23 protein-coding genes and 1 tRNA gene are annotated in these 22,959 nt (G+C 51.2%); 12 read left to right on the top strand and 12 right to left on the bottom strand.

Going from position 1 to position 22,959, the window contains the following annotated elements:
- Nucleotides 1–71 precede the first annotated feature (71 nt).
- Nucleotides 72–875 carry an aminoglycoside phosphotransferase family protein gene (locus WJU16_RS18145; protein WP_341834865.1) on the bottom strand — a complete coding sequence of 268 codons (804 nt, stop codon included), beginning with the start codon at nucleotides 873–875 and terminating at the stop codon, nucleotides 72–74.
- Between the two features lie 48 nt (nucleotides 876–923).
- Here WJU16_RS18145 and WJU16_RS18140 point away from each other — a divergent pair, with 48 nt between their 5' ends.
- The gene (locus WJU16_RS18140) at nucleotides 924–1,391 is read left to right on the top strand and encodes a DUF4265 domain-containing protein (RefSeq protein WP_341834864.1); all 468 of its coding nucleotides are present in this window, start codon (nucleotides 924–926) and stop codon (nucleotides 1,389–1,391) included.
- 12 nt (nucleotides 1,392–1,403) lie between these two features.
- Here the strand turns inward: WJU16_RS18140 and WJU16_RS18135 are convergent, their stop codons facing one another.
- Complete coding sequence (locus tag WJU16_RS18135) at nucleotides 1,404–1,748, bottom strand: DUF488 domain-containing protein (RefSeq protein WP_341834863.1); 345 nt, start codon at nucleotides 1,746–1,748, stop codon at nucleotides 1,404–1,406.
- Nucleotides 1,749–1,793: 45 nt separating this feature from the next.
- Here WJU16_RS18135 and WJU16_RS18130 point away from each other — a divergent pair, with 45 nt between their 5' ends.
- Nucleotides 1,794–2,234, top strand: coding sequence for a YqgE/AlgH family protein (locus tag WJU16_RS18130; protein WP_341834862.1), 441 nt, complete (start codon nucleotides 1,794–1,796; stop codon nucleotides 2,232–2,234).
- Nucleotides 2,235–2,408: 174 nt separating this feature from the next.
- Nucleotides 2,409–2,774, top strand: a complete 366-nt coding sequence (locus WJU16_RS18125; protein WP_341834861.1) for a hypothetical protein — start codon at nucleotides 2,409–2,411, stop codon at nucleotides 2,772–2,774.
- 7 nt (nucleotides 2,775–2,781) lie between these two features.
- Here WJU16_RS18125 and WJU16_RS18120 read toward each other — a convergent pair whose 3' ends face one another.
- Together WJU16_RS18120 and WJU16_RS18115 are read right to left on the bottom strand one after the other, a co-directional pair.
- The gene (locus WJU16_RS18120) at nucleotides 2,782–3,585 is read right to left on the bottom strand and encodes a DUF2231 domain-containing protein (protein WP_341834860.1); all 804 of its coding nucleotides are present in this window, start codon (nucleotides 3,583–3,585) and stop codon (nucleotides 2,782–2,784) included.
- Between the two features lie 410 nt (nucleotides 3,586–3,995).
- The gene (locus tag WJU16_RS18115) at nucleotides 3,996–4,496 is read right to left on the bottom strand and encodes a hypothetical protein (RefSeq protein ID WP_341834859.1); all 501 of its coding nucleotides are present in this window, start codon (nucleotides 4,494–4,496) and stop codon (nucleotides 3,996–3,998) included.
- 419 nt (nucleotides 4,497–4,915) lie between these two features.
- Between WJU16_RS18115 and WJU16_RS18110 the strand changes: the two genes are divergently transcribed.
- The 5 genes from WJU16_RS18110 (at nucleotide 4,916) to WJU16_RS18090 (ending at nucleotide 9,031) form a co-directional block, all read left to right on the top strand.
- Nucleotides 4,916–5,278, top strand: coding sequence for a plasmid mobilization protein (locus tag WJU16_RS18110; protein WP_341834858.1), 363 nt, complete (start codon nucleotides 4,916–4,918; stop codon nucleotides 5,276–5,278).
- On the top strand, nucleotides 5,275–6,036 hold the full coding sequence (locus WJU16_RS18105; RefSeq protein ID WP_341834857.1) for a relaxase/mobilization nuclease domain-containing protein: 762 nt from the start codon (nucleotides 5,275–5,277) through the stop codon (nucleotides 6,034–6,036). Before WJU16_RS18110 ends, WJU16_RS18105 begins: the two co-directional genes overlap by 4 nt.
- A gap of 256 nt (nucleotides 6,037–6,292) precedes the next feature.
- A complete protein-coding gene (locus tag WJU16_RS18100; protein WP_341834856.1) occupies nucleotides 6,293–6,829 on the top strand; it encodes a DUF4365 domain-containing protein in 537 nt (178 codons plus the stop codon).
- A gap of 2 nt (nucleotides 6,830–6,831) precedes the next feature.
- Nucleotides 6,832–7,914 carry a hypothetical protein gene (locus WJU16_RS18095; RefSeq protein ID WP_341834855.1) on the top strand — a complete coding sequence of 361 codons (1,083 nt, stop codon included), beginning with the start codon at nucleotides 6,832–6,834 and terminating at the stop codon, nucleotides 7,912–7,914.
- A gap of 82 nt (nucleotides 7,915–7,996) precedes the next feature.
- Entirely contained in the window at nucleotides 7,997–9,031 is a 1,035-nt protein-coding gene (locus WJU16_RS18090) for a hypothetical protein (protein ID WP_341834854.1), read from the top strand.
- A gap of 82 nt (nucleotides 9,032–9,113) precedes the next feature.
- Here WJU16_RS18090 and WJU16_RS18085 read toward each other — a convergent pair whose 3' ends face one another.
- On the bottom strand, nucleotides 9,114–9,359 hold the full coding sequence (locus WJU16_RS18085; protein WP_341834853.1) for a helix-turn-helix transcriptional regulator: 246 nt from the start codon (nucleotides 9,357–9,359) through the stop codon (nucleotides 9,114–9,116).
- A 377-nt stretch (nucleotides 9,360–9,736) separates the two neighbouring features.
- Between WJU16_RS18085 and WJU16_RS18080 the strand changes: the two genes are divergently transcribed.
- The 3 genes from WJU16_RS18080 (at nucleotide 9,737) to WJU16_RS18070 (ending at nucleotide 12,249) form a co-directional block, all read left to right on the top strand.
- Nucleotides 9,737–10,111, top strand: a complete 375-nt coding sequence (locus tag WJU16_RS18080) for a hypothetical protein (protein ID WP_341834852.1) — start codon at nucleotides 9,737–9,739, stop codon at nucleotides 10,109–10,111.
- The gene (locus WJU16_RS18075; RefSeq protein WP_341834851.1) at nucleotides 10,092–10,337 is read left to right on the top strand and encodes a hypothetical protein; all 246 of its coding nucleotides are present in this window, start codon (nucleotides 10,092–10,094) and stop codon (nucleotides 10,335–10,337) included. Before WJU16_RS18080 ends, WJU16_RS18075 begins: the two co-directional genes overlap by 20 nt.
- Nucleotides 10,338–10,725: 388 nt before the next feature.
- The gene (locus tag WJU16_RS18070) at nucleotides 10,726–12,249 is read left to right on the top strand and encodes a recombinase family protein (protein ID WP_341834850.1); all 1,524 of its coding nucleotides are present in this window, start codon (nucleotides 10,726–10,728) and stop codon (nucleotides 12,247–12,249) included.
- On the opposite strand, the gene WJU16_RS18065 is transcribed toward WJU16_RS18070, so the two are convergent.
- The 3 genes from WJU16_RS18065 to WJU16_RS18055 all read right to left on the bottom strand — a co-directional run bounded on the left by WJU16_RS18065 (nucleotide 12,231) and on the right by WJU16_RS18055 (nucleotide 14,446).
- A tRNA-Met gene (locus tag WJU16_RS18065) sits at nucleotides 12,231–12,304 on the bottom strand. The two genes, WJU16_RS18070 and WJU16_RS18065, sit on opposite strands and share 19 nt — an antisense overlap.
- A 125-nt stretch (nucleotides 12,305–12,429) precedes the next feature.
- Nucleotides 12,430–13,677, bottom strand: a complete 1,248-nt coding sequence (locus tag WJU16_RS18060) for an MFS transporter (protein ID WP_341834849.1) — start codon at nucleotides 13,675–13,677, stop codon at nucleotides 12,430–12,432.
- A 7-nt stretch (nucleotides 13,678–13,684) separates the two neighbouring features.
- A complete protein-coding gene (locus tag WJU16_RS18055) occupies nucleotides 13,685–14,446 on the bottom strand; it encodes an NIPSNAP family protein (RefSeq protein WP_341834848.1) in 762 nt (253 codons plus the stop codon).
- A gap of 81 nt (nucleotides 14,447–14,527) precedes the next feature.
- Here WJU16_RS18055 and WJU16_RS18050 point away from each other — a divergent pair, with 81 nt between their 5' ends.
- A complete protein-coding gene (locus tag WJU16_RS18050) occupies nucleotides 14,528–14,791 on the top strand; it encodes a hypothetical protein (RefSeq protein WP_341834847.1) in 264 nt (87 codons plus the stop codon).
- Nucleotides 14,792–14,795: 4 nt separating this feature from the next.
- Here WJU16_RS18050 and WJU16_RS18045 read toward each other — a convergent pair whose 3' ends face one another.
- From WJU16_RS18045 to WJU16_RS18030, 4 genes are read right to left on the bottom strand one after another with little or no spacing between them, the layout of a single operon-like run.
- A complete protein-coding gene (locus WJU16_RS18045; RefSeq protein WP_341834846.1) occupies nucleotides 14,796–16,331 on the bottom strand; it encodes a right-handed parallel beta-helix repeat-containing protein in 1,536 nt (511 codons plus the stop codon).
- An 8-nt stretch (nucleotides 16,332–16,339) separates the two neighbouring features.
- Complete coding sequence (locus WJU16_RS18040) at nucleotides 16,340–17,632, bottom strand: IPT/TIG domain-containing protein (RefSeq protein ID WP_341834845.1); 1,293 nt, start codon at nucleotides 17,630–17,632, stop codon at nucleotides 16,340–16,342.
- A 32-nt stretch (nucleotides 17,633–17,664) separates the two neighbouring features.
- Nucleotides 17,665–19,488 carry a RagB/SusD family nutrient uptake outer membrane protein gene (locus WJU16_RS18035; RefSeq protein WP_341834844.1) on the bottom strand — a complete coding sequence of 608 codons (1,824 nt, stop codon included), beginning with the start codon at nucleotides 19,486–19,488 and terminating at the stop codon, nucleotides 17,665–17,667.
- A gap of 18 nt (nucleotides 19,489–19,506) precedes the next feature.
- A complete protein-coding gene (locus WJU16_RS18030; protein ID WP_341834843.1) occupies nucleotides 19,507–22,926 on the bottom strand; it encodes a TonB-dependent receptor in 3,420 nt (1,139 codons plus the stop codon).
- Nucleotides 22,927–22,959 lie beyond the last annotated feature (33 nt).

Below are 22,959 nucleotides of genomic sequence, written 5' to 3'. Positions count from 1 at the left end.
ACTATTAAAAACGGACCGTAACCGCGAAATATTACAAGGGTGCCGGAAAATGAGCAATACTACTTAGAAAATCACGCGTTCAGCGAAGCGATCGCCAGGGCGCTCACCGCCAGGTCTGTCTGCGCGTCGGACGCCATGTTATCTTCCAGGAACCAGACGGCCGAAAGGGCCGCCCATGCTATGATCCATTCCAGCAGGCGGGTGCGCTCCAATTCGGATTCCCTGCACACGGTTTGCAGGCGTTGCTGAAAAATGTCCGGATCCGCGGCAACGGAAAAATCCGGGTTGCAGAAGATGTTGGCGAAATCGAAAGCGCGGTCGCCATATAACTTTTTGGGATCGATGGCCAGCCATCCCTTGCCGCCGAAATCCAGGACGTTTTCGTGATGGAGATCGCCGTGCAATACGCGCAGCTCCTGCTCAGCGGGAATAAGGCGTTGGGCAAGGCGGAGGCCTTCCGCGATCACGCCGCCGTATTTTTCCCCGTGGGCGAAAAGATCGGCGAACCATTTATCCATGGTGATCATGCCACCGGGTGGCGGTTGTGCGTTACTGTGGAGACGGAGGGCCGCCGCGCAGAGGATTTTCGTGGCGGCATCGTCGTGCCCGGAAAGCGACATGGTTTTGAGGGACGCCGGACCGGTGGCGCGCTCCATCAGCAACGCTTCATCCCGGTGCGCCAGCACACTGGCGGCGCCATCCCCGTTCCACCACACCATCACTTCATTCCCCATTCGCTCATCCCTTTCCACCGCTACTTTTAACATAGCGGGAGTGCCCTCGAATATCACCGGCAGCAGGCGGCTGCTATGGGTGATAATAGGATCGCCGTCGGGCTGGAGCGCCCATCTTTCCAGGTATTCTTCAAATTGCATATAGCCAGGTTTATAGAAAACCGTAATTTACCGGTTTAATTTCAGCAAATGGATCTATCTCATCCGAATCCCGTTTCATTACTGCTTTATTACCACAGCGAAGCAACGGGCGACGAAACATGCGAAACCGTACAGGCGTTGCCGGTAGACGAATCAAGGGGATTATTCCGCATCAGCGGCATTCCTTTGTATGCGCCGGGCCTCGCCGCGGGGGATATCGTGCAGGCTACGGCCGACAAGCCGGGGGGCTCCCTGGTGTTCCGCAGGTTGCTGTCGGCCTCTGGGCATTCCACAGTGCAGGTGTTTGTGATGGATGATGTGAATGATGCGGCGATCCTCCGCGAATTGTTCCAGGACCTGGGCTGCGCCACGTCCGGCAACAGGCCGGGGTATTTTGTGATGGATGTGCCCGTGCATGTGGATTACCGGCCCGTCAAGCGGCAGCTCGACGATTACGCATTCGGGGGCATACTCGATTACGCGGAGCCTTGCCTCGCCGCGGGGCATCAGTACTAATTGCCCGGCGGATCAGCGTCGGGAGATGAGTTCCTGCAGCACAACAGCCTGGTTGTGCGTTTCGTCGCGGGCGCCATATAGCAAAGTCACCGTTTTATGTTTGCGGATTTCGGTTAGGAGGGCTTCCACGGCGCCGGAAGCTTCCAGCTCGGCGCGATATCGCTTTTCGAATTCGGTCCAATGGCCGGCATCGTGATGGAACCATTGCCGTAATTCGGTAGACGGCGCAACGTCTTTCGCCCACAAATCGATGTGGGCATTTTCTTTTTTAATACCCCGGGGCCAGAGGCGGTCGACCAGGATGCGGAACCCGTCGTCTGCCGCGGGGGGCTCGTAGACGCGTTTGGTTTTGATCATGATATTACAACGTTGGCGTCTGCAGAAAGGTTTTACCTTTATGTCATGCAAACGGGTATTTTCATTCATAGTACGCCGGAGCTGGACGGCAGTATTTTCGAGAAGACGGTAATTTTCATTGCAGAGCACAACGCCAAAGGTGCGCTTGGCTTTGTGACGAACCAGCCGTATCCGCGGGGGCTCAACGAGCTGGAGGAATTCCGCCATGTGAAGGCGTTTCCTTTGTTGCTGGGCGGGCCGGTGGACCAGGAGCACCTTTACTTCATCCATCGCCGGCCGGAGCTGATTTCGGGAGGAGTGGCCGTGGGCGGAGGGGTCTACCTCGGCGGAGATTTCAAGACAGCCGTTGACCTCATCAACAACAATACCCTCACCGGGCGCGACATCAAAATCTTCATCGGTTACTGCGGCTGGGATGCGGGTGAACTGGAAGCTGAGATAGAAGAAGGCAGCTGGAAGATCCTGGAGGCTGCGACTTTGTTTTAACCAGCGAACAGGCAACATCAATAATCCCACGTTTTAACGCATAATAAATTACGAAAATATTTGAAAATCAACGCATAAGGAGTGATTCTTTTATGCTTCCCGGACAATACCCCTCCCCTTTCCGGCGTTACATCGAAAGCAACGTAACCATATCCGCCACCCAAATTCTCCATTATGCGGAGCACGCTTTCGATCATCGTTTCGTTTGTTTTACTGTTGTGCAGCTGCCATGGCGGCGGCATGCGGTCTGCTTTCCAGCGGAAGGAGCGGGTGTATCAACCGCCCCGGCTCGGTGCGGAATACAGGTTTGAAGACGGGCTCCGCAGGCAGAAGAACCCGCAAAATCTCTGGAGCAAGAAAGAACGGAAAGACATGGAGAAAATGGGGCAATACACGCCCCGGACAACATCATCCCCCAACACCCGCATTTCCCCGATGCAGGCCGACAGCCTGCTTACCGGCAAAACCCGCGATACTACACAACCTGCTACCCCGCCACCGGCCGACAGCCTGCAACGGTCGCAGCTATCACATCCCTGATCTTTCGTTATGGATTTGAAACGGGCAACTGGAGGTAAAGTTTTCCTCCGGCAAGCTGCAATGCGTATACGGGGATGCCTGTTTTGGCGGGGCCTGCTTTGGGCGCGCCGGAATGCACGTCGAACTGGGAGCCGTGCCAGGGACATTGTACTGTTCCGCAGATCATCGCGCCGCCGGCCAGGGAGCCGCCGCGGTGCGGACAATGATCATCGAAAGCCGCGAATCCGCTTTCGGTACGGGCCACCACGATGCGCTTGCCGTCTACGTGTACCAGCATCATCTGGTCGGTTTTCAGTTCCCCAAAATCGGTGATCTCCACGCGGCCGTCCTGCGCCTGCAGGTGCAATTCCTTCCATTTCCCCGCCTCCGCGAAGCGGTGATCCACACCGATTTGGTTGCGTGCCACCAGCGTACCGCCCATCCAGCCGGCAAAAACCATCAGTCCAACAGCCACAGCCTCCAGCAGCAGGATGGTGGTGATCGCGTCCTGCCCGTTATGGGTGCGATAAATAAGCGTTCCCGCGAAAATCAGCAATACACAAACGTTGGTGATGCCGTGTTTGGCCGCGCGCTTCTTGCCTGAGCTCTTCGGCGGCACGGTGTACAGGTAATCGATGACGCCGGGAATTGCGGCTGCAATTGAGCCTATGATCCCGGCGACGATCATCACTTCCGCGATGTCGCTGTAGAAAATTTTGCCCGAAATCCATCTCAGCAGATCGAAAACGAGTGCGCCGGTGAAGAACGCGATCGGAAAGGAAACCAGCATTGGGTGCAGAGAATGGCCTTTGATGCTTGCTTTGCTTCTCATGGTTTGGGGGTTTGATACGGTTGTTAAAGAGATGATTCCATCTTTCTTCAACAAAATGCAGGCCGCGCATCAGATTGCGCCCGCGTTCGCACGCTTGTTCCGCTTTCTTTCCTTTAACATTCGAATGACGCTGAGGGCTACGTTGTGGCTACGATATTATTTGAAAAAGGCGTTCATCGAATAAATGCGAGCCGATAATACTCATTTTTTCTTCATTGTACGTACACCGCGCCCAACGCCATTGGTAACTTAATATTAAGCGGATAACCTCCCACTACCCGGCCGTTAAACGTATTCAACCAGCATAATTGCCAACCGCATGTACTTTGCGGCGGTTCCAGCGTTAACGCGGCATGTTTGTCAGCGAGGGAAATAAAATACTCAGTTGATACCGCAAAGACCGTCAACTATCACAGCCACCTTCCCGGGCTGTTTTGCTTCAGAGTCGAGCGGGAAGGTAATAGCGGGGATCGGATAGAAAACCTTTTTTGTTGTGGGTAGTTCGGCATAAGCTTTTTTATAGGCGTCCAACACCTGATCGGGGAAATTTTTTTGTATTCAGCGTCGATGGGATTTTTCACAAAGTATTCCAATTCGGGCAATTTGTGTTTGAGATTGTCGGGAGATACGCGCAACAACGCAGGGTGCTGAACGATCGGATTGGTCATAAGATAGGGAGAAAAAAGATTACCGGTCTGTTTGGCGGGAAAATCAGTACTGACAATGCATCTTCTTTTTTCACTACGTATTTGATTGCCCTTGGGCGTAAGCGTGAAATAAACAAATCCTTTGGGAAAGCTGTCGGTAGATGATTCGCATTTGATTGCTTCAAAAGTGCCGTTAGTGGATTTTTGGATGACAATCCTGGTAGCGCTATCGCTGATTGGCAGCATGGTAACGTGCCATCGCATAAGTAGCAATTATAGACAAGTTATCTTATTCTTGATTGCAAAAAAGGGTCGCATAAAATGCGACCCTTTTAGCTGTAGCGAGAAGGAGCGATTGTTTGAACACTTTTTGGATTTGGCGGAGGTTTTGGGGCCTGTGATTGAAACCCTCCCGGCCCAACCTGTTAAGCCTGTAAATATTTGCAAATGAGCTGGTTGAATAACTTTCAGGCAAACCGGCCCTATCTTCTCTTTTCACCGGCGGTTTGGAACGGCTCCCCCACAGTCATCCCCTCCCCTCTTCCCCCGCTGGCCGATGAAAGAAAAAGATTTTTGGTAGGAGCCAGCTATGTTTTGACTTCGTCAAAACGCGCTAGCTCCCCTCATGCCTACGGCATTCGGGGAGGGTTATTTATTATGTTTTGTTCATAAAAGTGTATGCGATGCAAGTGAAGCGAAACAGGGGCGGAAGGCCGCGTAAACAAGTTAGGAAAACCGAGCAGCTGGCGGTGATGTGTACACCGGTCGATCGATTGGTAATTAGGGCAAAAGCAAAGGAAGCTAACCTCACCATTTCGGAATATCTCTTACACGCAGGGAAAGGATTGCCTGTAAAAATTAAGCACATTCCGCGGGAGATCCTCCAATTCACCGGAAGGATAAATCACACCGCTGCACTCCTAAACCAAATGGCCCGGAAACTAAATTGCGGGCTTTCGCTTAGTGAAATGGAGCGGCTTCTGTTGGTTGCCTGCCTCGAAACGTTGCAAAAACTTTCCTCTGAAATCAAATCCAGCCTGCCATGATCGGAAAAATTATCATCGGGAAAAGCTTCAAAGGCTGCATTAGTTATTGCCTTAGTCCGAAGCAGGGCCAGGTCGAACGGGCGGAAGTGATTCATTACAATAACTGTTATGGCGATAAAAACGAGCTGATCCGGCAGTATGAGGAACTGAGAGGGCATAATCCTAAATTGGGGAAGCCCGTCATGCATGTGATTTTAAGTCTGGCGCCGGGAGATAAGGTTCGGTCCGGGCTAAAAGAGGCTATTGCCCAGGAGTGCGCGGAGGATTTGGGGTTCGCTGACTGCCAGTACCTCGCCATTTCCCATAATGACACGCAGCATCAGCATATTCATATAATCGCCAACCGCATCCGTTATGATGGGAAAACGGTTTCGGATAGTAATAATTACCGGCAGATCGTCCGCTTCTGCAGGAAGATGGAGCAGAAATACAACCTCACTAAAGTCCTGAATCCCCGCCGGTTTCTTTCCTCCGTAAATCAACTGATTCCCCGGGAGGACCAGCGAAAGAACGCATTGAAACGTGCGGTGACTAAGGCGTTACTGGACGCGAAAGACTTTAGTTCCTTCCTTTCACTAATGAAATTGAGCGGGTACGAAGTGGATAAGGGGCGGGGGATCGCTTTCGTAGACACCCAAAAGGTAAGGACGAAAGGCAGCGATATAGGCTTTTCCTTGCAGATCATTCAGGAAACAATCGAAAGACTGAACAACCGGCAATCGTTTAGGCTGCGCCAAAATCGCGGAATGCGTATTTAAACCGGGGAAGGGGCTAATGCCGCCCCTTCCCCCTCCCCTTCCCAGCAGGGGTTTCCAAACAATACGCAACCCAATGAATATAGAAATTTCACAACGCGGAAGCATCTAAGATTTTCAAATTCCCCCCTTTTTTAATTTATTACTACTGCTGGGCGTTTCCTATGGCATTTTTGGCTGAACTTGAATTTCGAAAGAAAATTTTACCTATATTTAAAATTGTTATTCAACCAATTATGTTCCCCATATTCCTGTTACCATGACCGAAACTCATATTAAAGAACAACTATCTAACAATTTTATTCGGATCTTAGCGGCCAACAAAGGTTTTATGCTTGACAAGCCGGAGCTAGACTACGGCGTAGACTTCACAGTTAGTAAAATTCATGCCTACAACAATCCAAATGGGGGTACACGTTACCTTAAAGACAATAAATATATAGATATTCAACTGAAAGCTACGACTGAAGCAAGTGTTACAATTGATTCATCCACAGGGAATATCAAATATGACCTTGAAGTAAAAAATTTTAACGATTTAGCGACAAGAAAACTCGCAAACAATAACAATCTATCTCCTTTAATTCTGATTCTGTTTGTCTTGCCATCTGATCGAAATCTATGGGTTCATATAACAAATGATGAAATATTATTGAGAAAATGTGCCTATTGGTATGTACCACCAGACGGCACACAACTTTCAAGTAATGTATCCAAGGAAAGAATTAATATCCCGACAACTAACTTACTAAGTATTAATTGTTTTGACGACCTTTACCAAACTTTTTATTCTTAACTATGCTTCATGAAAATATTGCAGCATTTCTATTGAATAGAAATTGGGTTGCATCTGACAGAAATGAAAAGTTCACAAAATATTCGCCGCCGAGAGACTTAGGACTCCCGGACAATTATGTGATTTCGGTTCCAATAAATAATAACCATGTAGATTTTAGTGTGTTTACAAGAAACATATTAGATATTCTAGGTTCCATTTATAATTTATCTCTAGATGAGCTTGTATTAATCATTGAACAGGAGCAGACAATATTTAGCATTAGGATATACGATGAAAATACTCGCGATGGGAAGATTTCACTTTCTCGTTTTGATGAGGTATTAGAAAGAATAAAGTCAATACTTTTAGACACAGCGAGTTTTGTCATTGACAAAAACAGTACGAGCACTCGTGTCCCCCCTGAAGCAAATAGATATTTAAACCTTTGTGAGTTTATTGAGACTCAAAAAGGTAGCTTTATTGCTAAAATACAATTACCTCAAAACGAATTAATCAAAGAGCGAGAATTATTCGATAGGCAAGAAGTTTATTCCCGAGAAATAAATACTCGAGTGAAAAATGTATTAAGTTTTGTAAATCGCGAAGTTTTAACACCACGACTGGTTGATGTGACTGACGAATACTTAATTGAGAATGAGGAATTGATTAACTTAAAATTATTAAAAGATATAGAGACCTTTTACCTAAATGCTGAGATTAAAAACATTGATTTTTCATTTACCAACTTGAGTGAATCATCTAAAATTGAGTCCCAAGAAATAACCCGTCAAAAAATCTTAAATCTTAGCAATTTCATTGAAAATGTTAGCAATCGCGCCGTTGAAACCATAAGGTTAGATTTTCGAGGACTAATAACCTCACTGAAATCGAGGGATCCAGATGGTACAAGGAATGCGATAACACTAGGTGGGTCATACCAAGATTTGCCCGTTGTTGCATCCGCTCGATTGAGTAGTGATGATTACAAAAATGCCCTAGAAGCACATAAATTGAAGCAATATGTAAATATTAGTGGAACAGCAAAAAAAACAAGAACCAGGATCAGTTTTATTGAAGTAGATGAATTTCTGATTGAGGAATAAACATTCCCAAATTTCTTAACAAACTCCAACTCGGCCTTTAAAGACATCTAAATCTACTATCTAAGCCTCAAAACGCACTTCAATGCGAAAACTATTTAGTTTTATCAAGCGCATTAGCGCCAAATCTATATCAATTGTAAGTTTTATACTAAGCGTAGCCGGAGTTCTAATTGCTTTAAAAACTCTAAATCTAAGTCAAAAACAATTTGCCGTCGCTCAGATTCCTTATTGGGACATGCAAATGAACTATTCTGAGAACAACAAGGATTTAATATCTATAAAATTTAATTCGATTACCCCCGGCGTTATTTTACAAGGACTGGAGATCATAACACCAAGCAGTGAGAATTTATTGTATGATAGCGTTGTTGTAGGAAACACATGGAATTGCTTTGAATTCTCAAACCTCGTATATAAGTATGTAGAAGATAATTTTAAGATACCTCAAATTGACTTTTCTACTGATTTACCTTTGAATATAAGATACTCAATCCCAGTCGGTATAATATTCAAGTATATTCAAAATGGGGAATCAAAAACGAGTTTTAATTTGTACAAGGTTCATACGAAAATTTACTCTGAAGGACAGTTTAAGATCAGCCATTTAGAAACAAAACAAATCAATCTGAACAAAGATCGTTTAACATACATAAAGCTTGTTGATAATCTAAATAGAGATGAATGTTTACTCTCTGATATTTTATCAAAAGACACAACGATTCTCCCAAAGCTAGTTAATAACTCTGTTTACTACTTTCATCTTAATGATTTGCTTGAAACTACAAAAAACATGAGTGCGAAATTGTTAGTTGATTCGTGTGGTTGCATTTCAGACACTAATGATATAACACTTCCTTTATTTGCGCTTTCTCCTCCCCATCAAAAAATATTCGTATCAAATTTAAAAATTGTAAAACGTCATTTACAAGAATTCCCTAAAGGCATCAGGAAGAATATCTTAAAGCTTGAGCACCTAATTTCGGAAAACCCACTTTGTGAAAACTACAATGTAACTTGCATTAGGGAGACAAGATGGGTAACAAAACAAGTCGGAAGTAAACTAAACGAAATTACCTCCGATATTATTTGGGAACAGGCAAAGCTACTTGCAGATTAAAGTTTACACAACGAGGAATTACCTCTTGCAGACCTATCACTCCCTTCCCGGCAGGGGGTTCCAAACAATCCCCCCGCATTACTTATGCTATTGCACTCTCCGGCAGAAAATCCTTCGGGGAACAATTAAAGATCCTCGCCAGGTCGTTCAGGTGGCGGATGTTATACTTATGCCGCTGGCTCTCACTCTCCACATTCGATACAAAACTGTCCGCAAGCCCGAGGTGATGGGATAAATCTATCTGGCGCATTTGGGCCTTCTCCCTCATTTCCTTCACCTTCTCGATAACGTACAAGTCAATTTTGGATGCGTGCGGCTTACTTCTCATTGCGAATTTTGAGGTAAAGCACGGGCTAACCGAAGAAAATATCAACCACACATGTGTGGTTATGTGTAAATATTCACTATATTTGGTTAAATAGTTTACCAAACAAAACAACCATGAATTCTTCCTAGATGCTTAAATTTGGCGTCTGATAAATAATTGAGCGCATTTGCTTTTCACTCGTACCCGAAAACTACGACCTTTCATAGACTACGAGCGATAAGGTAAATCGCCTGCATCATACTGGTGTGGGCGTTCTTATCTCGTTGTCTGGGTGTCGTAGCCCATCGGGAACAGGTAGGGACTAACCCACGCCATTTTTTACTCCCCTTAGTTCCTACCCCAACTCCCCTATATTTTCCTCACATAAAACTTGACCGATGACAGAAATCAAACATCGGATTGGCTATTGCATTGCCAATCAGTACGGCTATTTCAAGGCGCTAAGCAATCTATCCAGGGAGTTTAAATCCAAATTATGCTTAGAGCTGGGATGGACGGCTACCACCTTCGATAATAGCCTGAACTCCTCAAGGGAGGCCAAAAAAATAGAAAGGGAAGCCATCCACAAAGTGGCATATGAACTGCTGGAAGGAATAATTAAGCAGAATTTCCGCGTGTTGGAGACTGAATTCACAATTGATATATCAGCACTGGAGACAAAGGCCCAAACCCTGAACAGCGAAATCAACTACATCAAATCTCATGTTGCCTTGTTCACCCAAAAATTTACCGATGGAACCACTGAACATTAAAAACTACGATGCCTTCATGCTCTATTTTGAAGGGATTATGGACATTCTAAACGATGTTTCGAGCGACATAAAGGCCGTTTACATCAATATACACATGGACGGTGATGTCACACCATGTGTATGCGGAAATGCGCTCAACTACGCCACGGAAGTAATCGAGAACCCACATTTCCATAGTGAGGTTACCTTTTTCCTTTCACCGCCATCCGTGAGAAAAGAAATATAGTCATACTGTTTCGGACGAATATGGGATAATTACGGGTGGGATCTTTATCCCGCCCCTTTTAGCGATATTTCACCTGCTTATGGGCGAATTTGTGACACATTCTTTAAGGCTGGCGTTAAACTTTATTTAAACACGGTTTTATTTACTCAAATTTGTCCAAATCCGTTCAGAATCGCCCACCAGCTTGAATTTTAACAATTTTTCCTAAAGAAATATTTGGAACCCGCCCCCTCTGCAACGTATATTCGTCATCCCACACTCCACTGCATCCCAGCAGATAGTTTATTATTCTCCACAATATAAACTCCGGGCATATGACTCAAGACGAAAAAGAATTTTGTGAATTAGTGGCCTGTATCATTGTTGAACTTATTTTAAACGAAACGTTATGATCGCAATCGGGTACGTGCGCATCAGCACGAAAGACCAATCCAAATACTCGCTGGATTATCAGAAAAACAGCATCAGGGATTACTGTACACGGAACAAACTGGAACTCGTCAACCTCTTCGAGGACGACGGTGAAAGCAGCTACACCTTCGACCGTCCCGACTGGATCGCCCTGGAAGACTTCATCAAGAACCACAAGGGAAAGGTCCAGTACCTCATCGTCATGGATCACGACCGCTTCAGCCGGAACCTCCCGGAAGCCCTCAACAAAATATCCCACCTCGAAATGAAATTCGGGATCAAGGTACTGGCGACGAACGAACCCATCGACCTCGATCCCTCCGACCCCAATGTCTTCATGACCCGGGCGTTTAAATACATGATGGCGAATAACGAGCTTTTTAACATCCGCCGCCGTACATCCGCCGGGATTCGGCAGGCACTGGAAAGCGGGCGCTTCGTCAACCGCGCGCCCTTCGGATATAAAAATGTGAAAGCAGATGGCGGGAAAGGCTTCATCGTGATCGACGAAGAACGCTCGTTCATCGTGAAAAAGATCTTCCGGGATTTCCTCATGGGCCACCCCTTCGGGCAAATCTGTAAAGAAGCCCGCGCCCTCGGGTTCACCTATTCCGGTAATTCTGCCATCCCGCGCATCCTCAATAATTGCCTCTACGCCGGACTGATAAAAGTACCCGCCAGCAAACAAGCCCCGGAGAAAATAATCCCCGGCATCCATCAACAGATCATTTCAGAAACGGAGTTTTGGAGAGCACAGGAGTTATTGGGCAACATCAAACCCATCAAATGCATGCCGGTGGATGAGGTGCCTTTGCGCGGCATCCTCACCTGTACCTGTGGCCTCAACATGACCGCGGGCAAGAGCAAAGGCAAAAGGAAATACTATAATTACTATCGCTGTCGCGTCCACAATAACCTGAACTTCTCCGCCATCCAACTCCACAAACAGCTCGACGAAATCCTCGATCTGTGTAGTTTCAAACCGGAACAAACCACCTACATCGCTGAGAAAGCGAAAGAAAGAATGAACGAAGCCCTGGCGGAAAGAACCCAGCAAGTCGCCATAAAAACAAAGGAACTGGAAGAAATTAACCGCAAGATCGAGAAGAACGAAGAGCGGTTTATGGAAGACATCATCGAACCGGAAACGTACAGGAAATGGCACAAGAAATTCCAGATTCAAAAGGCGTTGTTGACGGAAGAAATCAATTCCCTCACACGCAACCGTCACGAAAAACTGGAAAGACTTTTTCAAGTGCTTCCCTATCTCACATCCATCAAAAGTATTTATCAAAAAGCAAACGTCAGGCAGAAACATCATTTACTCCGTGGGGTGTTCAAACGTGGGCTCACATATAAAGAGGGTGCATTTAGAACACCCTTCCTCCATCCGGCCTTAATACATAACGAAGTGATGCTCAAAGAAAAAGGGCTGCTCTTTGTAGAACAGCCCTCTGGTGACTTAGGAGAATCTCCCATTCGTAGCGAGAGAGGGAGTTGAACCCTCGACCTCAGGGTTATGAATCCTGCGCTCTAACCGCCTGAGCTATCTCGCCGGTTCGATCCTGATTCCGTTGCCGGTTACTCAAAATCGGAGTGCAAAGATAACGGCTATCCTTTAAAAGTCAAAAAAAACATGCAAAAAGTTTTCAGCTGACCGCCGCGCCCCTGCAGGGGCAGTTTAACGCAACCTTTTCACGATCATCGCTCCCAGCGCCAGCATCGCCACCCACCCGATGAGCGCCAATGCTGCAAGGTATTGTATCCCCCATTCCCACATCCCCCACATCATCATCCCGTCCACCAACAACCGGCCTTCCACCGCGATCCCCATCACCATACCCATCGCCCCGCCGCTAATGCCCGGATACCGCTCGCCCACAAACCCCAACATGATCGGAAACCCTCCCGCCAGGCCCCCTCCCAACAACATCATCCCCACCGCCGCAGGCACAAATCCTCCCACCGGCTTCAATAACAACATCCCCGCAGGCAACAATAGCAAACTCACCGCCAGCATCTGCCGCGGCGCAATATTGCGGAATACCGACCCCAGCAGCAAACGCATCACCGTCATCCCCGCCACACACAACATTAACCCGAAGACCGCCTCCCGATCCCCCCAACCCAGGCCCGCCGACAAATACCGCGCACCCCACTGATACAACACCGACTCAAACGCCGCCTGGAAAAATAAAAAAATGCCCATCCACCATAACGTTCCATCCGATAACAACCGCCGCAACGCCACAGATTGCCTCCGTACCGGAAATCGCATCAACATGAACAACATCGCCAATCCCAAAGCAAAGTACCCGATCCCCTGTAAAACTTCCTGCCACGGCCATTCACGCGTCAACGCCAACATTAACTGCGGCAATGCCAGCAGCCCCGCGCCAAAGGACACGCCCAGCAAACTCAACGAAGCGCCCTTGCCCCGCACCGTCGTGTCGGCCACCCATGCGTTGGCCGCCCCGTTCATCATCCCCCCACTCACGCCCAAACAAAACATCCATCCTTCCAACGCCCCCGCGCCCCCGGCAAACGCCACCCCGCGGAATCCCGCAAACATCCCCAACGCAGCCGCCGCCATAACAAAACGATAGCCCAAACCACCGCTTACAATACCCACCAACACCGATCCCGCCAGTAATCCCAACGGCATCCGGAACGTCAACGCCCCCGCAGCAACGGCGTCCAGCCCGTAATGTAGCCGCAAATCCAGCGCTACAGCGGCCGGCAGCGCCAACACCATCCCAAACAGGAACAGCCCTGCACAACAGGCCCAATACATGATATGCTTTTCGTGGTGATGCCGCAACATGATGACGGGTTCTCTGTATTTGACAGTCTGCCCCCCGCCCACCGTTACCCCGGCAGTTTCACTGCATAAAAAAGCCCCGCCGCAGCGGAGCTTTGCAATGGCCATCAGGCACTCAAATATCGGAATACTCCATCGGACGGAGGAAAAACTTCTCGTTCTTCGACAGGTTGTTCTTGTATTCTTCTTCGGCCGACAGCTTCTTCCAGTCCGCATCCGCCGAAAAAGCCTTCCAATGCGCATCGCGGTCTTCCTGGTTATTGAAGGTAGTCAGGTACATGAGGTTCGGCATGCGCGATCCGGCCAACACTTCGCCATAGAATACGGCGTTGAAATTCAGCTTGCGGAAAATACCGATCTCGTCGCCGGCGTTGAACATTTTCACTTTGTTGTGATAATACTTTTCCGTGGGGCTCTCGTAACTGCGCAGCTCATATACCCGCGCGCTTTTCGGGCCTGTCAGTTTCGGCAACTCCATCGCGGGCATCCCCGAAAACGCCTGGAGCAGGATCGTTTCCAGCCGGGCGTAAGGCGCCTGGTCGTGCGGCGCGTCGATGTAATCTTTGCCCGCCGCCTGCAATTGCGCATCGCGGGTGAGGCGGGATTGCAGCTGGTGGAAGTGTTCGAGGGATTTGTAAGGCACGAAAACATACATCTTCAGGTCCGCCGTGTCTTGCACGATGGGCTGGAACACGCCCACCGCTTTGATCCCCTGGCGGTGAAGCGCTGGCAGGTGCGCTGATCGCAGGTAATCGCTCACGCGTTGCAGCTGGGCGGCGGTCTTGAAATGATAGATGCGGATTTCGTAAAACTCGGGCGAAGCGGCGCGTACTAGCACGGTGCTGAGCAGCGCGGCGGCCAACAGTAATTGTTTCATATGGAATTTTTAAAATGCCCCGTCAAATTACGGCCCCGGCGCCAGAGTTGCAAGCCCGCCGATTTTCCGTAGTTTACAGCCATGAAGATTGCTCCGGACAAATGGAAACATTTTTTTGCAGGCATCCCCATGGGCGCCGTGCTCCTCGGGTTTTGCGCCTACATGATTCCCTCCGCTCCCATCAAAGCCGCTGCACTGGCACTGATCCCCGTGGTCGGCATCAGCTATGGCTTTGAACTGTTTTCAAAAATAACTGGCAAAGGCCACTACGATGTAATGGATGCCTTTGCCAGCATATTGGGCGGGATGGTTGGCATCGGAGCCGTCCTCCCTTTCCTCCTGTAATTCTTTACTGTACCGCGCCGATGTTCACTTTCCCGTTGACGGTGCGCGGCTGGCCGTAGAAGTCCAGCTCTCCCGCCTTATCCGCCGGCAGGACAAAGCCTGCGTTTTTGGCGGGCGAATTGGCCGGGATGCGGAAATCAGCCGGCAAAAGGGGATCCTGGCCGTGCAGGCTCGCCGCATCTACCCCGGAAGCCGTTTTCCAGGCGGAGAAATCGGTAATGGCCGGACCGTTGATCGTGTTCCAGATCCAACCGGCGGCCGACGCAGGCGCGAAATACAAATTATTGTCGATCACATTGCCGCTGCCGGTGCTGGTATATTTGTGGAAAAACAGGTCGTCGGGCCCTGCCACCACCAGGTTATTGCGGATCACATTGTCGAAGCAATGCTCCGTCATCCGGAGTTCCCCTTCAATTTCGCCATAGGCGCCCCTGCTGCGGTTGTTGGCCACCAGGGTGTTATTGATTACGTAGCATCTGCGGGAACCGCCGCCGGTATAATTCAAATATCCTCCCATGTAAATCCCTACGCGCTGGCTGCCCGTCACGATGTTGTTGCGGACGATGCAATCGCTGGTAGGATAGGCATCCGTTTCACTCACCACGCCAATGCCGCGGTCGCAATCGTAAATCCGGTTGCGCTCCACGGTGATGTTGCGCGCGCCGTCCACATAAATCCCGATCGCACCATGGCCATGCACGACGCCGATGGGACCTGTAGTCATATCGATGTTATACAGGATGTTTTCAGAAATGACGCCATTGCGGGCGTAATTGTATGCAGGAACGGTATTGGCTGCGTAACCGCCGGCCGCGTCGATCCCGATGTTTTCGGCATTGTAGATTTTGTTGCGGCGCACGATGAATCCGTCGACATACCCGTTGATGGTCAGGTTTTCGCTGTAGCCGGTGTTGCAGTCGTGGATCTCGTTATCTTCCACCAGCACATTTTTCATGGCGATGGCGGTGTTGCCGAGCACTTCGATGGCATGCCCGCTACGGCCCAGATCCTTATCCACATTATGTTCGATGTTGTAGATATGGTTCCGGCGGATAATGAAATTCCCCGATCCTTCGTCTGCCACTATACCGTTGACGTTCGCCCAGGGCGTGGAGCTGCGCAGCCTGCAGATATCGAATCCTTCCAGCACCACATAGCTAACCGCGCGGATAAGCACGAGCTGCTCCTTCCCGGCAACGGTCTGCCCCTCGCCGTCGATCACCGGATGTTCACCGGGATAGGCTTTAAGGGTGATGTATTTGCCTTCGCTGCCACTGCGCGGGAAACGTACCTTTTCATAATATTTTCCCGTGCGCACCATCACGGTATCGCCCGGGAGGGCTTTTTTCAATGCGTCGTTGATGCGGCCCATCGGCGCCTCGCGGGTGCCGGGGGCATTATCGTTACCGGTGGCCGACACATAAATCGTGCGTGCTTCCTCCACTTTCGGGACTTCGCCCCCGCCCCCGCCGCTCTTCCCGCAGGCGGCCGCGGCGAGCAGTGTGAGCATCATGATTCCGTTTACGATCATCCTTTTCATACTTTACATTATTCAGATACGATCTTCCTGATCCGGTTATTATTCTTGTCGATGACGTAGGATACGCCGTTGTCGTCGGTCACCACTGCCAGCGGGCCACGGAACTGTGCATTCTCGTTCAGCGCGTTCATATAACCGTAAATGTTGCTGCCTGCGTAAGCGCTTACCGCGCCGGTTTTTCCATCCACGAAGCGGATGCCCTGGTCGGCATTGTCGATGCCGTTCCAGGTACCGTTACCGGCTACGTAGATGTTATCCTCGCCGTCAATGGAAATGCCGTAAGGCGATGAGAATTTCGCTTGTGTGGCAGGACCGTTCACATAACCCGCCGCACCTTCCATACCAGCGAAAAGCGTCCTGGCCCAGGTATCTTTCTCCAGCTTGTAGATCACATGGTTGCCGTTGCTGGCGAAGAAGAGGTTCCCTTTGCTGTCGAACCCGATGCCTGCCGGGTAATAAAGATCCGATGCGATGGTCGACTGCACGCCTTCGGAGGGTACGCGGTAAATCCCGCCGTTCCAGTCGCAGGTTACGTAAAACAGTTCGTTGGTCTGCTTGTTGACCGTCACGAGCCAGGGGGCCGTGGCGGCGGACAAGTAAGTGGTTACCACGCCCAGCGGGGTCACTTTCTTGATTTTCCAGGAGCCGGGATCGGCGGTGAAGAGGTTGCCGTCTTTATCGATCGCGAGGCCGTAAAGCAGGTTAAAGCGCGCCTGGGCGCCGGTGCCGTCCGCATCTCCCTGGGAGTTGGTGCCGGCCAGGGTGGTCACCAGGCCGGTGGGATCGATCTTCCGGATACAATAATTACCGACATCGGTTACATACACGTTCCCGGATTTGTCGAGTGCGATGCCGCCGCCGCGGTACCAGTCCACGCCGTTGAAATTGAACATCGCGTCTTCTCCCCTGCCGTTGGAATAACCTGCCGTTCCGTTACCCGCGAAGGTGGTTACGGTGCGGGTGAAGTTGTAGGTAAAATCGCCGCCGCTCGCTATTTCTTTCCCGGCGATTTTCACCGTGACTTTCCCCGAGCCGCAACGCTTCGGCACCACCGCTATGATCTGGCTGAGGCTGCTGCCGATAACGCGGAGTTTTTTGCCGTTGATGGTCACTTCCACATCTGCCGTATCGCTGCTGAAATTGGAGCCGTTGATGAGGATCGACGTGCCGTGCCCGCCCGAAGCGGGGATGAAACCGGAAACCGTCATCGGTACGCCGGGCTCGTGTTTGGCTTCGTCTTTTTTGCAGGCCGTCAGCAACATCGCGGCGGCCAGCATGTATCGTGTGAATGCTTTCAACATAATCGTTTGCGTTGAATGTTCAGGTCAATGATTTACCAACCGGGATTTTGCACCAGCGCCCGGGCGCGCTCCATATCGTTTTGTGCGATGGGGAAGAGATACATTTTATCTCTCCAGTAGCGTTGCTGGTATAGCTTCCGGGTGTAGAATCCGGTAAAAGAGAAGCCGAGGCCGTCGTCGTTAGCGTTTACGTCCATGCCGTAGATCGCCGTGTTTTCGGGCTTGCCGGCGAGGAGCCGGCGGCTGAGCGTCCAGTAGCGGTCTCCTTCGAAGCAGAGCTCCACCTGGCGCTCGCGGAGGATGTGCCTGCGCATCTCTTCCCTGTTGCCCACTGCGGCGGGATATACCGTTTCAATACCCGGCAGGCCCGCACGTTCGCGCACCAGGTTGAGGTATTTCACGATATCAGGATTCGAAGGCTGGTATTCGTTCAGCGCTTCGGCATAATCAAGCAGTATTTCCGCATAACGGAAAAAGATAAACGGCGCGAGGTGCGGCACCTGGTCCCAATAAATGCTGCTGGTGGAGCTGATGCGCTTCTGCACGAGGTACCCCGTCAGATTATTGCTGCCCGCCCAGCGTTGGCCCGATGCGCCGGTATAATACAACTCCGTCCGGCCTGTGCCGTCTGCATTTCCGGAGGAAGAATACAAATTACGCTCGTCTGCCGTACGCGCGGCCACTACCGGCCTGCGGTTGTAATTGATGAATGCGTAGAAACGCGGCTCACGGTTCGCGTACATGTTCCAGTCGCCCATCCGGTGCCCCCAGCTTTCGGCCTGCGCCGAACCGGCGAAACCGTTTTCCACATACTGCGAAGCGGCATCGTTGATCGTACGCCCATTTTTCATGGAGAAGGCATCCACCAGGTTCTGGGTGGCGCAATACATCGCATAACCGCCCGGAGCCGGGGAGGCACATTTGGTGAAACCCCAGCGGTTCCAGTTCACCACGCCGAAAATGATCTCATCGTTCCAGGCCGTGAGATGTACGTCGCGGACAGACTCGTACGGATTGAAGGAATTACCGCCGTTGTCGAGGTTGGTGAACAATTTATACGCTTCCAGGTCGATCACCGCTTTCGCCGCTTCCGCAGCGATGCGCCAGCGCTCAGGATCATTGGTAAGCGGCGCCAGCTGCTTGCCGTCTTTGTTTTTAAAGGTGGCGAATGCCGGATTCCCGTTCCACAGCTCGCTCGCCGCCAGCTGCGCCACTTTGGCCTTGATGGTCAGACAGGCCCCTTTGGTCGGACGGCCATTGTTGGCAGCCGATTCCCAACGCGCCGGCAACCCAACGGCTGCCGCATCCATCAGTTCGTTGATGTACGCCGCGCATTCTTCGAAGGAACCACGGGGATATTGGTCGTAATCATCATTCCGGCTCATTTCTTCCTTCACAATTACGAACGGACCGAACTGGCGGAGCAGGTAGAAATAGTAATATCCGCGCAGGAAACGCACTTCTGAAATATACTGCGCTTTCAGGTCGTCGCTCATCTGCTGCGACGGCACCTTGCCGATGTTCGCCTCGAAAACGAACGTCTTGCGGATACCGGTGTACATGTTACCCCAATAATTGAAGTAAGCCGCACCGGGGCTCCAGTTCCCTGCTACCATCTGGCGCACGTTGGTGGTGCCGATGGATACGGAAGACTCGTCGGCGGCGCCCATGGTCGCGAAATCACCGCCGTCGTGCAAATAAATATGGCTGTAAGTATTGGCCAGGTAACCTTCTGCGCCCGCTTTCGTCTGCCAGACCATTTCATCGGTCAGCAGGTTATCGGGCTGCTTGTCGAGGTATTTCGTACAAGACGCGAAGCCAATGGCCAGCAGCGGAAAAATTATTCTCTTGATCATATCGGATCGTTGTAGCGGTTAGAATTGCGCCCTCAGCCCGAGGGTGATTGTCCTGGAAAAAGGATACCTGGCGGCGTTGGAGCCCAGTTCAGGATCCCAGAGTTTGAATTTGGAGAAGGTCAGCAGGTTGGTGCCGTTGGCGTATACCGCCAGGCTGCTGATGCCTTTCACGTGCTGGGCCGGCGTGATGATGTTATACGATAACGATGCCTGTTTGAGCCGCATGAAGCTGCCGTCTTTCAACCACCAGTCGCTGTTCACGTAGTTGTTGTCGCCCGAGTTGGTGATCGTGAGGCGGGGGTACCAGGCATCCTGCCGGGGATTTTCCTTCGTCCAGCGGTCTTCCACATTCGCCAGCACACTGCCGGGATAGAGGCCGATACCGGCGAAGGGCACGATGCCCACGCCAACAGCCGTCCCGTTCTCCAGGTTCACGTAAGAACCGTTCGCCATGATGCCTACATCGGCGACACCGGCAAACAGGGCCGATAATTCCCATCTTTTATACCCGAGGTTGAAGCCATATCCGTAAGACCATGTAGGGAAAGAGGATTTGCCGAGCGCGCTGATGTCGTTCGCGTCTACCCTTCCGTCGCCGTTCATGTCCGTGAATTTGATATCGCCGGGCTGCAGGGGGCGCAGCTGCTCGGGACTGCGGGCCACGTCAGCATCATCCCGGAACAGCCCCAGGTGCCGATAACCCCAATATTCGCCGAATCGCGAGCCTTCGAAAGACTGATAAGGGTAAATGGAAGTCGGCCGGTCGGCGTCGAGGATGCGGTTGCGGGCGTAGGTGATATTCCCGAAAAGGCGGAGGGAGAAGTCTTTCCCGATATGGGTATTATATTCTATGCTGCCGTCGAACCCTTTATTTTCCATTTCGCCGAGGTTGGCGAAGATGGCGTAATCGTCGTAACCGCCGATGGAAGAAATAGAACCGCGCTGGATAAGGATCTGGCGGCGACGGTCTTTGAACAGGTCGAAGGTAACGTTCAGTTTATCCCACAGCCCGATGTCGATGCCGAGGTTTGTTTTGGTGGAGGTTTCCCAGGTAAGCCCCTGTGTACCGAAAACCTGCACGGCAGTACCGGGAATATGGGAAGGAGATGTTCCGAAGGAAATACCTGGCGCGCCTGTGGTGAGGTACGTCAGATACCCGAAACGGTCTTGGTTGATCGCGTCGTTACCGGTATTACCGATGGAGAAGCGGACTTTCAGGAGGGAAAACGCCGGCAGGCTGGCCATGAAGTCTTCTTTAGAGATCACCCAACCGGCAGACACGGCCGGGAAGAAGCCCCAGCGTTCGCCTTTCTGGAAGTTCTCGGAGCCGGTGGCGCCGAAGTTGCCTTCCAGCAGGTATTTATCTTTATAACCGTAAGTCACGCGGGCGGCGGCGTTCTGGTTACGGAAAGGGATAGACCACTTCACGTCGGGGGCGGTACCGCGCTGGCGGTTGCGGATCGCGCCAACGAGCAGCGCGCCGAAGCTGTGATCGCCGAAAGTACGGTCGTAACTGAGGTTACCTTCCAGGTACATCATCCTTTCGCCGGAAGAGCTCGTGCCGAAGCCCAGGAATTTATCGCCGAAGCGGGTCTGGCGCAATACGAGGTTGCCGTCGCTGTCGCGGCGGTCGGCCAGGTACAAATCGTTGAGGCCGCGGCGCTCTGTCCCGAACTCGCCGTAAGAGTCAAAAGAAAACCGCGCGGTAGCGGTCAGCCCTTTTGTAACGGCGTCCAGGTTCTGGTTGATGGAAAGCACCGACTGCACCGAGGGTTTGAACTCCGTAGAATAACCCTGGTTCTGCACCACGTTGAACGGGTTCACACCGCCTGTGTTCGAAGGGCCTGCCCAAACGTTGCCAGGGAAGGATACCGGGAAGGCGATGGGATTGGTGGCATAGGTATTATACCAGATATCCCTCGACGAAGCCCCCGGGAAGCGGCTGTTTACGAGCATCGCCGCGAGGTTCAGGGATAAAGTAGTGGATTTGGTCACGTTGAGGTCCACGTTGCTGCGGAAATCGTACCGCTTGAAGTTCAGGTTGGGATTGTACCCGTTTACTTTCGTTACGTTGTATTGCCCGTCCTGGTTGTAAAACGACATGGACACATAATACCGCATCGCCTCGCCGCCGCCGGATACATTCACGTTGGCGTTGGTCATGGGCGTCCAGTCTTTATAGATCTGCTCCATCCAGTTTACGTTCGGGTACAGGTAGGGATCGAGGCCGCTGGCGGTTTTGGCGATCTGCTCTTCCGTGTAGGTTTCGGATTCGCCGTTATTCCTGCGGGCTTCGTTATACAATTGCATGTATTTCACACCGTCGACCATTTTAGGAAGCTTGGTAAGCCCGGTAGCGCCGGCTTCCGCCTTGGCGGAAACTTTCGGCTTGCCGGCCACGCCGCGCTTGGTGGTGATGATCAGCACGCCGTTGGCGCCTTTGGCGCCGTACACCGCGGTAGCGGATGCGTCTTTCAGGAGGGTGATGCTTTGAATATCTTCGGGGTCGATGTTGTTGAATGCGCCGCCGTAAGTGGAGTTCACATCCTGCCGCTGCACCCCGTCTACGATGATCAGGGGGCTAACGCTGCCCTGGAAAGTACCAACGCCGCGGAGGGTGAAGGTGGGATTATCGTACCCCGGTTCGCCACCGCCGCTCTGCATGCTGATGACGCCGGCCACCTTGCCTGCGAGGGCATTGGTAAGGCTGATCACGGGCGTGCGCATGTCCTGCATGTTCACGGACGCAACGGAACCGGTCACGGTTACTTTTTTCTGTTTTCCAAAACCAACGATGACCACTTCATTGAGCTTGTCCACTTTTTCGGAGAGCGTTACTTTGAGGGTGCGCTGCCCGGTATAAGGGATTTCGACGGGGTTCATGCCGATCATGGCGATGCGGAGCGTTTGCCCTTCGGAGATGGCGATGCTGAAAACACCCATTTCGTCGGTGGCTACGCCGCGCGAAGTACCGTTTACCGCCACCGTGGCCCCGGGCAGCGGCGTCCCTTCCGGGTCCATCACCTGCCCGCGCACGGTGGTTTCTTTGGCTCCTTCTTCCTGTGGCGCTGCCGGCTTCGCAACAGGCGCCGCCGGTTTACGCTCCAGCACGATCCGGTTGCTGCGCACCTGGTACACGATGTTGCGCCCTTTCAGCACGGCATCCAGCACTTCTTCCAGTTTCGCGTTCCGGAAATTGAGGTTCAGCTTTTCGTTGTCGTTCAGCAATTGATTGCTGTACACCAGCGTAAAGCCGGTTTGTTTTTTAATGGAGCGGAACACCTGGAGGATGGTCATGTTATTCCCCGAAACGGTCACCGCCTTCTGCAGGGCAGGGTCCTGGACCTGCGCGGAAGCGGGGATGAACGTGGAAAAAAGCAGACATACAATCACCAGGGATCGCACTGCCAGGCGGCAATTGCGCATACATTTTCTCATGTGGAAAAAATTGGTTTGGTTGATATCAAATCA

The organism is Chitinophaga pollutisoli, assembly GCF_038396755.1.
Classification (GTDB): Bacteria; Bacteroidota; Bacteroidia; order Chitinophagales; family Chitinophagaceae; genus Chitinophaga; species Chitinophaga pollutisoli.
Note: the sequence above shows the minus strand (reverse complement) of the source record. Positions and strands in the feature narration are given on the sequence as shown.